Origin of the sequence: Kingella kingae ATCC 23330 (assembly GCF_900111845.1) — a bacterium.
GTDB classification, from domain to species: Bacteria; Pseudomonadota; Gammaproteobacteria; order Burkholderiales; family Neisseriaceae; genus Kingella; species Kingella kingae.
Genome location: NZ_FOJK01000010.1, coordinates 1 through 13,710, shown reverse-complemented (window position 1 = coordinate 13,710; position 13,710 = coordinate 1). Strand labels below are relative to the sequence as shown.

The following is a 13,710-nucleotide window of genomic DNA, read 5'->3' as shown; positions in this document are numbered from 1 at the left end:
CAAAGGAAGCATTATGACCGAACCCATCAGACTATCCAAACGCATGGCAGAACTCAAAATCTGTTCGCGCCGCGAAGCCGACAGCTACATTGAACAAGGCTGGGTCAAAGTCAATGGCGCGGTTGCCGTGTTGGGGCAAAAAGTGTTGCCCAATGACCGCATTGATTTGGACAAACGCGCCCACCAGCAGCAAACCCAGCGCGTAACCATTTTGTTGAACAAACCTGTGGGTTTTGTGAGTGGTCAGCCCGAAAAAGATTATCGCGCCGCCATTGAATTGATTACCGAAAGCAATCATTGGCAAGGCGACACCAGCCGCATTGCGTTCCACCCTAGCCAGTTGCGCGGGCTTGCGCCTGCGGGTCGTTTGGACATTGATTCGGTTGGCTTATTGGTTTTGACGCAAGACGGACGCATTGCCAAACAACTTATTGGCGAGCAATCCGATAGCGAAAAAGAATATTTGGTGCGAGTCAAAGGCACGCTATCACCACAAGGCTTGGCGTTGCTCAACCACGGATTGAGCCTAGACGGCGAAAAACTGCGCCCAGCCAAAGTGGAATGGCAAAACGAAGACCAACTGCGCTTTGTGTTAAAACAAGGCAAAAAACGCCAAATCCGCCGAATGTGCGAATTGGTCGGCTTGCGCGTGGTGGGCTTAAAGCGCATTAGAATGGGCAAAGTGAAACTAGGCGCGTTGCCAACAGGTCAATGGCGATATTTGGGCGAAAACGAGCGGTTTTAATCACTATGTAAACCATGGAACAAGGCTATTACGACAATAGGGAAGATATAGTGGATTAAATTTAGATTAGGACAAGGCGACAACGACCGCCGTGTACACCTAGTACATAAGGGAGTTGGCAACGCTGTACTAATCTAAATTTAATTCACTATAAAAATGAGACAAGGCGATAACGTCCGCTGTGCGCGCGTGGCACATAAGGACGTTATCAACACTGTATCATTGCAATTTTAATTCACTATACCTACCAAACCTTACTCAACCATTCTTGCGCTTGATTTTGCACTTGTGCGCCCAGATGACGGCTCAACAAACGCGCCAAATCGTCTTGCTCTGGCGTGTAGTCCACCAAATTCGGTGCTTTAACCACGTCTCGCGCCACCGAATACACATTGCCCAAATCATCAACCAAACCTGCTTTTTTGGCTTCTATGCCTGTAAAAATGCGTCCGCTAAACAAATCGGGGTATTGCTTTTCTTGCAAACGATTGCCGCGCCCTTGTTTGACGGCTTGGATAAATTCGCCGTGAATTTGGTCTAGCATTTGTTGCCAAATGGCTTGCTGTTCGGGACTTTCGGCGGTGAACGGGTCGCCCATGCCTTTGTTGTTGCCTGCAATGCGAACGCGGCGTTGAATGCCCAATTTTTCCATTAAGCCAGTCGCATCAAAGCTGCTGCCAATCACGCCAATGCTGCCCATTAGGCTAGACGGGTCGGCAAAAATTTTGTCGGCAGCGGCTGCGATGTAATAACAACCCGAAGCGCACATATCTTGCGCCACTACATACACAGGAATGTTTTTGTGTTCCGCGCGCATTCGGCGCACTTCGGCAAAGGCGATATTGGATACAACAGGCGAACCCCCAGGGCTATTGGCATGAATAATAATGGCTTTGGCATTGGGATTGCGATAAGCAGCCTGCATGCCTTCGCGCAGAATATCTACCTGATTGCGCTGTTCGCTGCCGCCGATTTCACCTGTTAATTTCACAACGGCTGTGTGTGGCTGATGAGCAAAACGTGATGCCGATTCTCGTGCTTGTTCGCCTTGACGCATGCCGCCACGCAAGCCAGCCAACATCGCCAAAAACACCAGCAAGCCAACCACGCGCCAAATATTGCGCCACATTCGGGCGCGTTTTTGTTCTTGATAGGCCGCCAACAGCACTTCGCGCAAGGTGTTTTGCGCCCATTGTTCTTCGTTTTGCGCTTGTTGGTCGGTTGTGCCGTCTTCGCGTTTGATGCGGTAAACCATATTGTTCCTTTCTGTATGTATGAATGGCTACTGTGGTTACAGTAGTCATTGTTATAACAACCTACGATTGATGATTACTCGTTGCCGTTTTCAATGCTCACGCTGTATTCCACTAAACTGGGCATGATGCGCGATGCAGGCTGCTTTTTGTGTGCCGATAGCGCGTCCAAATAGGCATCATCAATATCGCCTGTTACATAGCAACCACTAAAACACGAATCATCAAAGCCTTCGATTTGTGGATTTAAGCGACGCACCACTTGTTCTAGCGCGTCCAAGTCCTGAAAAATACACGCATCGGCATTGATTTCTTGGGCGATTTCGGTTGCGGTGCGTCCGTTGGCAATCAATTCTTCGCGTGTGGGCATATCAATACCATACACATTGGGGTAGCGCACTTCTGGGGCAGCAGACGCAAAAAAGACTTTTTTCGCGCCTGCTTCGCGCACCATGTCCACAATTTCGCGACTAGTTGTGCCACGCACAATGCTGTCGTCCACCAACAATACGTTTTTGCCTGCAAATTCGCTGGCAATCGGGTTCAGCTTTTGGCGCACCGATTTTTTGCGCATTGCCTGCCCAAGCATAATAAATGTGCGTCCAATATAGCGATTTTTGATTAAGCCTTCGCGATAGGGTTTGCCCAAACGCGCCGCTAATTCCAATGCGCTGGAACGGCTGGTGTCTGGAATCGGCATCACCACGTCAATTTCGTTTACATCAATATGCTGTTTGACTTTGTCGGCAAGCGTGATGCCCATGTCCGCTCGTGCTTGATAAACGGGCACGCCGTCCACCACCGAATCGGGACGTGCAAAGTAAACGTACTCAAACAAACACGGTTTTAAATGCGGCTGCTTGGCACATTGGCGCGAATGCAGATTGCCTGAAAAATCAATAAACAAGGCTTCCCCAGGGGCGATGTCGCGTTCTAACTGATACGCCAGTCCACCAAATACAACGCTTTCGCTGGACACCGCCCACGCTGTTTTTCCGCCCTCTTCGCGTTTGCCCAACACCAGCGGACGAATGCCATTCGGGTCGCGAAATGCCACCATGCCATAGCCTGCAATCATGGCAACTACGCCGTATGCACCGCGTACACGCTCATGCACACGCTCAATGGCGTTGAAAATATTGTCGGGCGACAACTGGGTTGGGTTGGCGTTGTTGCTCACTTCGCGGCGCAATTCGTGGGCGAATACGTTGAGCAACACTTCGGAGTCGGACTGCGTGTTCACATGGCGCAAATATCGGGTATAGACATCGTGATGCAGTTCGGCGGTGTTGGTTAAATTGCCGTTGTGCGCCAACACAATCCCAAAAGGCGAGCTAACGTAAAACGGCTGCGCTTCGGCGGAGCTGCCTGCATTGCCTGCGGTCGGATAACGCACATGAGCGATACCTGCGTTGCCGTGCAAATCGAGCATATTGCGGGTGCGGAACACTTCGCGCACCATGCCTTTGCCTTTGTGCATACGAAAACAAGCGTTTTGCGTAGTTACAATCCCTGCGGCATCTTGTCCTCGGTGCTGCAACATTTGCAATCCGTCATACAACAGTTGATTAACTGGCTGGTGCGCCACCAAACCTAATACGCCACACATAAAAGCAACTCCTTACGGTTTTAAAATTTGTGTTTTGGGCTTAACGGGTGCAGGCTGTGCCACATCGGAAGCAGCCTGCACTTCTGCTGAATTGGGGAAATGAACTTGATTGGATAAAAAATCAGGCAAATAATCTTTTTCTAGTAACGCAATATCTTGGAAGAAAGGCGCGGTTTTGGCATTTTGCCATTCTGGGTCTTTGGGCAAATCGCTAAACGAACACGCCAGCACAATTAAGCTGACCACCAGCATGCCTTTTGCTGCGCCCAACAATGCGCCCAACAAACGATTGATGCTGGTGAGCTTGGTTTTCTTAACCACCAAATCCACAATTTGATGCAGCAAAACCACGCCAACTCGAGCAGCGATGTATACCAACACAAAGGCACACACCACCGCCATGGGGCGTGGATTCATGCTGGCGAACACCACATCGGACACAGGCACGGCAAAAAAACGCGCCGCAACCAGCGCAACCAGCCAGCCGATAAAGGCAATGACTTCGCCCATTAAGCCACGCATAGCAGAAATCACAATGCAGACAAAAATCAGCAATAAAGCTGCAATATCAAATGTGGTGAATGCCATTATTTTTGCTCAATAATCATGCCGCCCAAACCACGGCTTTTTAATTGGTTCGCAGCTTGGGTGGCGGCTGCACGATTCGCAAAACCAGTTGCACGAACGCGATACATTGTGCCGTTCGCCGTTTTAACTGGCTCTATTTGCGAGTTATAGCCCATGCCGCGCAACTGGGTTTGCACTTGTTGTGCCAATGCACGCGTACTATACGCGCCCACCTGAACCATCACTTTGCCGCTTACCGATGTTGCAACCGCAGGTGCAGGCTGCTTTTGCGTGCCACGAGCAGCAGATTGTGTTTCTTGCGCTTTTTGTGCGGCTTGTTTTGCCAACCATTGTGCGCGTTCTTGTTGGCGTTTTTGCTCGGCGGCCAATTGCGCTTGACGCGTGCGTTCGGCAGCAATTCGGTTTTGCGCTGCACGTTCGGCTTCAATACGCGCGGTTACTGCTTGTGCTTCGCGGCGACGTTGCTCTCTGGCGCGTTCATCGGCTGCACGTTGTGCTTCGCGTTGTTCACGTTCACGTTGCTGTGCTTCGCGTGCTAAACGACGTTTTTCTGCTGCGCTCGGTTGTTTCAAAGGTTCGGGGCTAACCATAGCAGTCAAATTTTCTGCCGATACTGCGCCATCGGGTACAGGCTGCTCTGCTCCATTATTTGATGTTTGTTTACTCGCCACATTGGTCGCAGGGCTACTATCTACATTTTCCGCACTTGCCGATGCCACATCAGATGCAATAATCGTCTCCGATACACCACTCGCTTGCGATGCCGACACACCTTCGGGTAGCAAAACTTCGGTTGTATTGGATTTGGCTACCACTTGCGCAACGGGGCGAGATGCTTCGTCCAAAATAGGCGATTCGGGCGCATCATTACTGGCAACGATTAAAGTCAAACCGCCCGCCAAAAAAGCCATTGCTCCTGCTCCCAATAAACGGCTACGATTGCGCTTTTTTAATTCTTCATAGCCTGTCAGCGTGGGTTGATTATCGTGTGTTTTTTCGTTGGTTTTATTATCCAAATCGGGTTTATTTTCTGCCATTTTCTTTTCCTTATTCTTATTTACATACCGCCATAGCATCGCTCACCGTGTGGAACGAGCCAAATACTACAATTCTATCATTTTCGCCCGCAACCGATAAAGCAGCAGAACAAGCAGCCTGCACATTTTCAAACTGCTTAACTGCATCAATGCCGTGTGCCTGCAATCTTTCTTGCAAATCCGCCAGACTTCTACCGCGCGGCAAATGCAGGGGTGCGATGTACCATTCATCAAACTGGTCGCGCACAATATCCAACACGCTGTCTATGTCTTTATCGGCAAGCATGCTAAACACCGCAATCCGCTTTTGGGAAAACGGCAAAGCAATCAAACTTTGGCGCAAAGCGCGTGCCGCGTGGGGATTGTGTCCCACGTCCAACACGGTTAAAGGTCGCCCAGGTAACACTTGGAATCGCCCCACATTTTCCGCCAACAACAAACCGCGTTTAATCGCACCCACATCCACAGGCAATTTGGGCGTTAAACACTCAATCGCCGCCAAAGCGCAGGCTGCATTGCCTAGTTGATACGAACCGCGCAACGCAGGCATAGGCAAGGCATTGCGATTGCGTGGCGACAAGTGCAGGCTGCTTTGCACTTCATCGGCAGGCGTAAAATGAAAATTCCATTGCTGATTTTCCAATTTACTGAACGAAAAATCGCGTTTTGCCAACACAAGTGGCGCACCCAGTTCATGCGCATAATCCGCCAAACTTTGTGGCGCAGGATTTTGTCCACAAATCGCCGCTTTGCCAGCACGGAACACACCTGCTTTTTCTCGCGCAACCTGTTCCACCGTGTCGCCCAAAAACGCTTGGTGGTCTAAATCCACGCTGGTAACAATCGCACAATCCGCGTCAAATATATTTACCGCGTCCAAACGCCCGCCCAAGCCGACTTCCAAAATCATCACGTCCACTTGTTCGCGCACAAAAATATCCACCGCCGCCAACGTGTTGAACTCAAAATAAGTGAGCGATGTGTCGCCACGTGCTGCTTCAATGCGCTCAAACGAAGCCACGATTTGCTCGTCCGACACAGGGTGCGTATTAATCGCAATGCGCTCGTTAAAACGCAGCAAATGTGGACTAGTGAGCGTGCCGACTTTGTAGCCAGCCTGCGCGTAAATCTGCGACAAAAACGCACAAGTTGAGCCTTTGCCGTTTGTGCCAGCCACCACAATAATCGGGCAAGCAGGCTGCAACTGCATGGCGTTTTTCACGCGCCCTACGCGCTCCAAACCCATGTCAATTAAACCGTTGCTGTGTGCCGTTTCCAATCGCGCCAACCATTGCGCTAAACTTTGTTTTTGTTCCATTGCTACCACTTTACTTTGCATACAAACACCAAAAGCAGGCAGTCATAAAGCGACAGCCTGCTTCTGTTTACGCGAATTATTCGCTTGATTTTTTACTACCGCGCTTGGCTTTGGGTTTTGCTACCACTTCTGCGCTGAGTGCGGTTTCGGTTTCCGTTGCTTTGGCTTCGGATTCGACTTCTTGCGCCACTTCTGCTTCAGCTTTTTCTGGCTCAACCGCTTGGGTTTCTTGCACCACTTCTTTTACCGTTTCTACCTGTACCGCTTCCGCTTTTACCGTTTCTACTTGTGTTGCTGGCGTTTCCGCTTCAACAGGTTTAACCGCTACATTCTCGGCTGCTGCCACAGGTTCAGAAACAGCCTGCACCACAGTTTCGCCAATATTGCTCTCGTTACCAGATTGCATACGGCCAATGTTGCTGCGATGACGGTAAATCACCAAAGCTGAAATCAACGTCAAAGCCCAGCCCCAAGACGGATGATGAATAATAATGAATGCTACAAAAGGCGTTGCCGCTGCCGCCACCAAAGCCGCCAACGAAGATTTTTTGAACTTGAATGCAATCACTGCCCAAATGGCAACAATCCACAAGGTTGTGGTAAACGACATCGCCAGCAACACACCTAACGCGGTTGCCACGCCTTTGCCGCCTTTAAAATTGAAGAACAAGGGGTACATATGCCCAATCACCACAGCGATTGCCGCCCATGCGACCACACCATCGCCCAAATGCAACCAAGATGCCAAACAACGTGCCAAAACCACTGCAATCACGCCTTTGAGCGCATCGCCCAGCAAAGTCAAGGTGGCGGCATCTTTACGACCACTACGCAACATATTGGTTGCGCCAGGGTTGCCCGAGCCATAACTACGCGGGTCTGGCATGCCCATTTTTTGAGATACAATCAACGCTGCCGACAGCGAACCAATCAAATACGCCATCACCACTACTACCAAACCAATAAACCACATAATCATCGCTCCTACTTAATTTACAAAAATAAAGAAAAGAAAACGCCTTGCATTCTAACGTAATTTAACCCACGAATAAACCACTATTATTAAGTGCAGGCTGCTTTTAAATACGAAAAAAGCAGCCTGCATTTTTATTGGTTTATTTAAAACCACATTGCCCAAATTCTTGTAGATGCCCCGACACCAAATTTTGCAAGATATCGGGTCTTAAAATTTGAATATGCTTGTGTTCTACCGAAATCCAACCTTCTTGATTAAAACGCGACAACGTACGGCTAACCGTTTCCAGTTTCAAGCCCAAATAGCTGCCCATCTCTTCGCGCGACATACGCAAAATAAAATCGTTTGCCGCAAAACCGCGATGATGCAAACGGTCGGACAAATTCAGCAAAAACGCTGCCAAACGCTCTTCGGCGCGCATATTGCCCAGCAGCAACATCACATTTTGGTCACGCACAATTTCGCGGCTCATCAAGCGAAAAAAATGCAGATTCAATCGCGGCAAATGCTTGCTTAATTCGTCTATTCGACTAAATGGCAATTCGCAGACTTCACTATCTTCCAAAGCAACGGCGTTGCAAGTGTAATTACCTTCGCCAATACCGTCCATGCCCATTAATTCGCCCGACATAAAAAAACCAGTCACTTGGTCGCGACCGTCTTGCGTGCTGACCGCAGTTTTAAAAAAACCCGTTCGAATCGCAAACAAAGAAGAAAAATTTTCGCCAGCATGAAATAGATATTCCCCTTTTTTCAACCGTTTGCTTTGCTGAATAACTGCATCAACTTGTTCAAATTCCTCCGCATTCAAGCCCAAAGGTAGACACAATTCCTTTAAAGAGCAATTTGAACATTGCGTTTTAGTAGTAAGAGATAGCTTTGACATTTATAATAGTTCCAACGTGTGTGTTTGACAAAACGCAATACATTTTGATAAATATTGTCGTATTCTAACAAAGTTTGTCTAATAATAAAATAACCTTAAAAAAGGTACTGAAATATGAAAACCATTACCATCGCTCCCACTCAAGATTTTGTTTTTGACCGCGAATTGATTAGCAGCCTGCCCAGTCAAGGGCCGCGCTACACGTCTTATCCCACTGCCGACCGTTTTCACAATGGTTTCGTGCAAGCCAACTATATCCAAACGCTAGAAAACACCTTAAAAGACAGCGACAAACCCGTATCGCTGTATATTCACATTCCGTTTTGCAATGTGATTTGTTACTACTGTGGCTGCAACAAAGTCATCACCAAAGACACCAGCAAAGCCGATGAGTATTTGAATTATTTAGAAAAAGAAATGGCGTTGCTCAAACCACATTTGCACGGCAAGCACAAATTGGCGCAACTGCATTTTGGCGGCGGCACGCCCACATTTTTGAACGATGAACAGCTAGAACGCGTGTTCAACATGATTCGCGAACATTTTGAATTGCTGCCCGACGGCGAATATTCCATTGAAATTGACCCGCGCAAAGTGAGCCGTGAAAGCGTGTTCAAACTGGCACAACTGGGCTTTAACCGCATGAGCGTGGGCATTCAAGATTTTGACCCAAAAGTGCAGGCTGCTGTGAACCGCATTCAAACCGTTGAAGAAACCAAAAACGTAATTGATTCGGCGCGTGAAGCAGGTTTTAAATCCATTAGTGTGGATTTAATTTACGGCTTGCCACATCAATCGGTACAAAGCATTAAGCCGACTTTGGATACGGTTTTGTCGCTCAATCCCGACCGTTTGGCGTTGTATCACTACGCGCATTTGCCGCATATTTTCAAGCCGCAACGCCGCATTGACACCAACACCGTGCCGTCTAGCGAAGAAAAATTGGATATTTTGCAATACGCAGTGCATTTGTTGAACGAGCGCGGTTATGTCTTCATTGGCATGGACCACTTTGCCAAGCCCGAAGACGAATTAGCAATCGCTCTGCGCGAAGGACGTTTACAGCGCAATTTCCAAGGCTATTCCACTTATGCCGATTGCGATTTAGTGGCGATTGGCGTGAGCAGCATCGGCAAAATCGGCAACACATACAGCCAAAATCAACGCAATTTGGAAGATTATTATGCCGACTTGGACGCAGACAAATTGCCGATTATGCGCGGTTTTGAATTAAACGATGATGACGTGTTGCGCCGTCAAATTATTCAAGATTTGATGTGTCGCTTCTCATTGAATTTTGACGATTATTTGCCGTCTTTGCCACAAAGTAACCAAGTGCAGGCTGCTTCGGATGCTGCCGATGAGGCAGAATTAGCACACATGAAAAAATTAGCCGATTTGGGCATTATTAGCGCAGATTTGTTGCACCGTTTTAAAGAAATTGACCAGTACAAACACCCGTTTGCCGATTACTTTGCTGCCGAATTAAATCGCCTGCAAGAATTGGTGCAACTGGGTTTGGTAGAACAAAACGAAAGCAGCCTGCACGTTACGCCCAAAGGACGGTTCTTAATCCGCAATATTGCGATGGTTTTTGACTACTATTTACACAATCAAGAAACGCGAGCGCAATATTCGCAAACGGTTTGATTTTGTCGTACAATCGCCCACTTGAAAAATTCGTGGGCTGCCCCACTTTGTAGTGGGTTCAATTCCAATCAGGACAACTGGTTTAAATTGAATTCACAACACACACCATTCACTTCCCCTGCAAGGAGCATGACTATGTCTGACGAATACCCAATTAACTTTACCGAATCTTGCTGCACCAAAGTGGCAGATTTGATTGCCGAAGAAAACAACCCCGATTTGATGTTGCGCGTTTTTGTAAACGGCGGTGGCTGTTCTGGTTTTCAATATGGCTTTACATTTGACGAAATCAAAAACGACGATGATTTTGAAATTGAGAAAAATGGCTTGAAATTTTTGGTGGACCCAATGAGCTATCAATATTTGGTTGGCGCAGAAATTGACTACACCGAAAGTTTGCAAGGTTCGCAATTTGTGATTCGCAATCCAAATGCGGAAACGACTTGCGGTTGCGGTTCATCGTTCTCGGTTTAATCACGCAAACAATATAAAAAAGCAGCCTGCACTTGAAAATATAAAGTGCAGGCTGCTTTTTTACCATTTCCAAATCAACGGACTACGCCAAGTCAAATAAATCAACAAAACCACATTGCCGATTGCCACCAGCAAATACAACAACGTAATGCTGTTAAACGCCGCCAACAACACGCTACTCAACAGCGCGGCGGCTACCATAAACACGGCATTGACGATGTTGTTGGCGGCAATGGCATGGGCGCGGAATTCATCGCTGGCGGCGGTTTGCAGCCATGTGTAAAGCGGCACGGAAAAAAATCCGCCAAAAAAGCCAACGCCCAACAAAGCAAGCATAACGGGATAGGCATAACCTTGCGACAAAAATTGCGCCAAACCCTGCAACTGATTGGCATCAAAACGCAAATCGTGGGTCAAATACACCAGCCAGCCACCAAACACGGTTAAGCCAATCGCGCCAGCCACTACCCAAATCAAGTGCAGGCTGCCTTTGCTGACTTTGCCGCACAGCACCGAACCTGTGGCAATGCCAACCGAAAACAGCGTGAGCATTAGGTTAAACACGCTGGCGTTGCCACCCAAATGCAGCTGCACAAACGTGGGCAACTGCGTGGTGTAAACCGCGCCCAGCAGCCAAAACCACGAAATGCCGATAATCGCTGTCCACAAATCGCGTTGGGCGCGGGTTTGTTGCCACAATTGGCGTGTGTCGCGCCAACCGTTTAGGCGCACGGGGGCGTGTGGGTTTTGCGCTGGCACGGCTGGCATGGCAAGGCTGCTGCACAAGCCCAACACAGCAATGCTGACTACGGTGGCGGTGATGACGGTTGCGCCTGTGTTGGCAATGGCTGTGCCTGCAATTTGCCCGAATAAAATTGCCAAAAATGTACCCGATTCAATCAAGCCGTTGCCCATAAGCAATTGTTTTGATGATAGGTATTCGGGCAAGATAGCGTATTTGACTGGCCCAAATAGCGCGGATTGCGTCCCCATGATAAACAAACACAACATCAGCAACGACACAGACGACAGCGCGAATCCCAATCCTGCCAATGCCATAATCGCAACTTCTAGCACTTTGGTCATTTGCGCCAGCCGTGCTTTGTTGTAGCGCGTGGCGAGCTGTCCTGCCAGCGTGGAAAACAAAAAATATGGCAACACAAATAGCAACGCGCCCACATTGAGCATCATGGGGGCGGACAGCCATAAGCCATCGCCCAAACCGTAAAAGCTAATCAACACAAACAGCGCGGTTTTGTACAAATTGTCATTAAACGCGCCAAAAAATTGAGTGGCAAACAAAGGCGCGAAACGGCGCGATGTAGCAAAAGAAAAATCATTGTTCACGGCGTTGCTCCGCTTGATTTGATGTGTCGTCATCGTCCATTAAAATGCGGTGTGCTGGGCCTTCCAAATCGTCAAACTGTCCGTTTTTGCCCGACCACCAAAAGAAGTAACCAATCACAAACGCCAAAATAATGCTGATTGGAATCAAAATATACAAACTTTCCATGTTACATATTGCCTGCTAAATCGTTCAAAATAAAAACGTGGTTGCCGATGTGTAGCTGCTCTTGGCGGATTGTGCCACGTGGGTCGCCATCGTCATCAAACACCACGACTTTGTCGCCCGACACTTCCCACGACAAAGCAGCCTGCACTTGCCAATATGCCAGCAATTTGGTGACTTCACGCAAACGAGTTGGCAAGGAATCCAGTAGTTTAATCGCCAAATCGCCGCTTTGATTTTGGCTATCGTCACGCGGATACATAATCAAAAAACCGATGTGTTCGTCTTGTTGGGTGTGCAAGGAAAAATAGTGCATAATTCGTGTCTTTCAAAAAAAGGGCATTGTAACCCTTTTATTCTGTTTATACCTATGACTTCCACACACAAAGACCCACTTGGCTCGGCTTGGATTATTGTCGCAGCCGTTTTGTTTACCGTTATGGGCATTTTGGTTAAATATGCCGTGCAGCATTTTGCGATGAATTCCTACGAATTGGTATTTTGGCGCGTGTTGTTTGCCGTGATTTTTTTGGCAACGCAAGCAGCCTGCACTCAAAAATCGTTTTACACACCACGACCGATGCAACACATTTGGCGCGGATTGGCTGGCACAGGTGGTTTGCTGTTTTATTTTTATGGCATTGCCCATTTGCCGCTTGCCACCGCGATTACGATTAACACCACATCGCCTTTGTTTTTGGCGATTTTGTCTCTTGTCTTATTCCGCGAACCACCCACGCGCTTGATTTGGTTTGCGCTTATCACAGGCTTGCTGGGAATTATCGTGCTGCTGCAACCTACGCTGGATTCGGGGCAAATTGGACACGCCATCATTGCACTGGGCGGTGGCGTATGTTCGGCGTATGCCTATTTGAAAGTGCGCGAATTGTCGCGAGCAGGCGAACCCGCTTGGCGCGTGGTGCTGTATTTTTCGGCGGTGGCAGCGGTTGTGTCTGCCATTCCAACTACTTATTTTGGGTGGCGTGGAATTAATGGCGACAACTGGCTGGTTCTGCTGGGCATTGGCTTGTCGGCAATGTTGGCACAACTGGCGATGACTCGCGCTTACCACGTTGGGCGCACGTTTACTGTGTCGGCGTTGTCGTATCTGAATATTGTGTTTGGTACGCTGTATGGCATGTGGTTTTTGCACGAAACCGCTGGCTGGGCAGATTGGCTTGGCATTGCGATGATTATTGGCTCGGGTGTGATTAGTAGTTTGCCTGTGCAGAAGAAATCGTGAAGTAAATAATATAGATAAAAAGCAGCCTGCACTTTATTCATTAAAAATGCAGGCTGCTTTTTATAGTGAATTAAATTTAGATTAGTACCGCGTTGCCAACTCCCTTATGTACTAGCTGTACACGGCGGTCGTTGTCGCCTTGTCCTAATCTAAATTTAATTCACTATAAATATCAGCATTTTTTGGTGGGATAAATCCCAGACCTGACAAGTTTTAAATTAAAAGTATAATGCGCGAAGTTTAAACAACCAAATGGACAACACCATGCACTCACTAGAAGAATATTTCGCTCGTATACCCGATACCAGACGTGGAGCAGGCAAACGCTATAATCTAGCCAAAACACTCACAGTCATTGTTGTTGCCATTTTGGGCGGTGCGAAAGGTAATCGCGAAATAGGTGCATTCCTTGCTAATAATA

14 protein-coding genes and 1 pseudogene are annotated in these 13,710 nt (G+C 48.1%); 5 read left to right on the top strand and 10 right to left on the bottom strand.

Annotated elements, in window-relative coordinates; all coding sequences use genetic code 11:
* Positions 1 to 13 precede the first annotated feature (13 nt).
* Positions 14 to 745, top strand: coding sequence for a pseudouridine synthase (locus tag BQ5809_RS03740; RefSeq protein WP_003786328.1), 732 nt, complete (start codon positions 14 to 16; stop codon positions 743 to 745).
* Positions 746 to 989: 244 nt separating this feature from the next.
* Here BQ5809_RS03740 and BQ5809_RS03735 read toward each other — a convergent pair whose 3' ends face one another.
* From BQ5809_RS03735 to fnr, 7 genes and pseudogenes are all read right to left on the bottom strand, one after another.
* Positions 990 to 2,000, bottom strand: a complete 1,011-nt coding sequence (locus tag BQ5809_RS03735; RefSeq protein ID WP_003786325.1) for a S49 family peptidase — start codon at positions 1,998 to 2,000, stop codon at positions 990 to 992.
* Between the two features lie 74 nt (positions 2,001 to 2,074).
* On the bottom strand, positions 2,075 to 3,607 hold the full coding sequence (gene purF, locus BQ5809_RS03730; protein ID WP_003786323.1) for an amidophosphoribosyltransferase: 1,533 nt from the start codon (positions 3,605 to 3,607) through the stop codon (positions 2,075 to 2,077).
* A gap of 12 nt (positions 3,608 to 3,619) precedes the next feature.
* Complete coding sequence (locus BQ5809_RS03725; RefSeq protein WP_003786322.1) at positions 3,620 to 4,195, bottom strand: CvpA family protein; 576 nt, start codon at positions 4,193 to 4,195, stop codon at positions 3,620 to 3,622.
* On the bottom strand, positions 4,195 to 5,232 hold the full coding sequence (locus BQ5809_RS03720; protein ID WP_032827689.1) for an SPOR domain-containing protein: 1,038 nt from the start codon (positions 5,230 to 5,232) through the stop codon (positions 4,195 to 4,197). Before BQ5809_RS03720 ends, BQ5809_RS03725 begins: the two co-directional genes overlap by 1 nt.
* Before the next feature lie 16 nt (positions 5,233 to 5,248).
* Positions 5,249 to 6,550: a bifunctional tetrahydrofolate synthase/dihydrofolate synthase gene (gene folC / locus BQ5809_RS03715; protein ID WP_032827688.1), complete on the bottom strand. Its 1,302-nt coding sequence runs from the start codon at positions 6,548 to 6,550 to the stop codon at positions 5,249 to 5,251.
* 373 nt (positions 6,551 to 6,923) lie between these two features.
* Positions 6,924 to 7,523 (bottom strand): annotated as a pseudogene (gene plsY / locus BQ5809_RS03710) (glycerol-3-phosphate 1-O-acyltransferase PlsY); the annotation flags it as partial.
* Positions 7,524 to 7,665: 142 nt separating this feature from the next.
* Positions 7,666 to 8,412, bottom strand: a complete 747-nt coding sequence (gene fnr / locus BQ5809_RS03705) for a fumarate/nitrate reduction transcriptional regulator Fnr (protein WP_032133807.1) — start codon at positions 8,410 to 8,412, stop codon at positions 7,666 to 7,668.
* A gap of 114 nt (positions 8,413 to 8,526) precedes the next feature.
* Between fnr and hemN the strand changes: the two genes are divergently transcribed.
* Positions 8,527 to 10,062: an oxygen-independent coproporphyrinogen III oxidase gene (hemN, locus tag BQ5809_RS03700; protein WP_003786312.1), complete on the top strand. Its 1,536-nt coding sequence runs from the start codon at positions 8,527 to 8,529 to the stop codon at positions 10,060 to 10,062.
* Positions 10,063 to 10,197: 135 nt separating this feature from the next.
* Complete coding sequence (erpA, locus tag BQ5809_RS03695; protein WP_003790764.1) at positions 10,198 to 10,536, top strand: iron-sulfur cluster insertion protein ErpA; 339 nt, start codon at positions 10,198 to 10,200, stop codon at positions 10,534 to 10,536.
* 60 nt (positions 10,537 to 10,596) lie between these two features.
* Here the strand turns inward: erpA and BQ5809_RS03690 are convergent, their stop codons facing one another.
* Genes BQ5809_RS03690 through BQ5809_RS03680 form a run of 3 tightly spaced genes read right to left on the bottom strand, consistent with a single transcriptional unit; the run spans position 10,597 to position 12,362 of the window.
* On the bottom strand, positions 10,597 to 11,883 hold the full coding sequence (locus BQ5809_RS03690; RefSeq protein ID WP_003786308.1) for an MFS transporter: 1,287 nt from the start codon (positions 11,881 to 11,883) through the stop codon (positions 10,597 to 10,599).
* Positions 11,873 to 12,049 (bottom strand): cbb3-type cytochrome oxidase assembly protein CcoS, encoded by a 177-nt coding sequence (ccoS, locus tag BQ5809_RS03685; RefSeq protein WP_003786307.1) that lies wholly within the window; start codon positions 12,047 to 12,049, stop codon positions 11,873 to 11,875. The genes BQ5809_RS03690 and ccoS overlap by 11 nt, the downstream gene beginning before the upstream one ends.
* 1 nt (position 12,050) lies before the next feature.
* On the bottom strand, positions 12,051 to 12,362 hold the full coding sequence (locus tag BQ5809_RS03680; RefSeq protein WP_003786304.1) for an HLGFF motif protein: 312 nt from the start codon (positions 12,360 to 12,362) through the stop codon (positions 12,051 to 12,053).
* A gap of 54 nt (positions 12,363 to 12,416) precedes the next feature.
* Here BQ5809_RS03680 and BQ5809_RS03675 point away from each other — a divergent pair, with 54 nt between their 5' ends.
* Positions 12,417 to 13,289, top strand: coding sequence for a DMT family transporter (locus tag BQ5809_RS03675; protein ID WP_003786300.1), 873 nt, complete (start codon positions 12,417 to 12,419; stop codon positions 13,287 to 13,289).
* A gap of 252 nt (positions 13,290 to 13,541) precedes the next feature.
* On the top strand, positions 13,542 to 13,710 hold a 169-nt coding region (locus BQ5809_RS03670; protein ID WP_338152166.1), incomplete at its 3' end, for a transposase family protein.

Excerpts from the sequence above, each read along its gene's own strand:
- BQ5809_RS03740 (WP_003786328.1), top strand. The coding sequence starts at position 14 with ATGACCGAACCCATCAGACTATCCAAACGCATGGCAGAACTCAAAATC.
- BQ5809_RS03735 (WP_003786325.1), bottom strand. The coding sequence starts at position 2,000 with ATGGTTTACCGCATCAAACGCGAAGACGGCACAACCGACCAACAAGCG.
- purF (WP_003786323.1), bottom strand. The coding sequence starts at position 3,607 with ATGTGTGGCGTATTAGGTTTGGTGGCGCACCAGCCAGTTAATCAACTG.
- BQ5809_RS03725 (WP_003786322.1), bottom strand. The coding sequence starts at position 4,195 with ATGGCATTCACCACATTTGATATTGCAGCTTTATTGCTGATTTTTGTC.
- BQ5809_RS03720 (WP_032827689.1), bottom strand. The coding sequence starts at position 5,232 with ATGGCAGAAAATAAACCCGATTTGGATAATAAAACCAACGAAAAAACA.
- folC (WP_032827688.1), bottom strand. The coding sequence starts at position 6,550 with ATGGAACAAAAACAAAGTTTAGCGCAATGGTTGGCGCGATTGGAAACG.
- fnr (WP_032133807.1), bottom strand. The coding sequence starts at position 8,412 with ATGTCAAAGCTATCTCTTACTACTAAAACGCAATGTTCAAATTGCTCT.
- hemN (WP_003786312.1), top strand. The coding sequence starts at position 8,527 with ATGAAAACCATTACCATCGCTCCCACTCAAGATTTTGTTTTTGACCGC.
- erpA (WP_003790764.1), top strand. The coding sequence starts at position 10,198 with ATGTCTGACGAATACCCAATTAACTTTACCGAATCTTGCTGCACCAAA.
- ccoS (WP_003786307.1), bottom strand. The coding sequence starts at position 12,049 with ATGGAAAGTTTGTATATTTTGATTCCAATCAGCATTATTTTGGCGTTT.
- BQ5809_RS03680 (WP_003786304.1), bottom strand. The coding sequence starts at position 12,362 with ATGCACTATTTTTCCTTGCACACCCAACAAGACGAACACATCGGTTTT.
- BQ5809_RS03675 (WP_003786300.1), top strand. The coding sequence starts at position 12,417 with ATGACTTCCACACACAAAGACCCACTTGGCTCGGCTTGGATTATTGTC.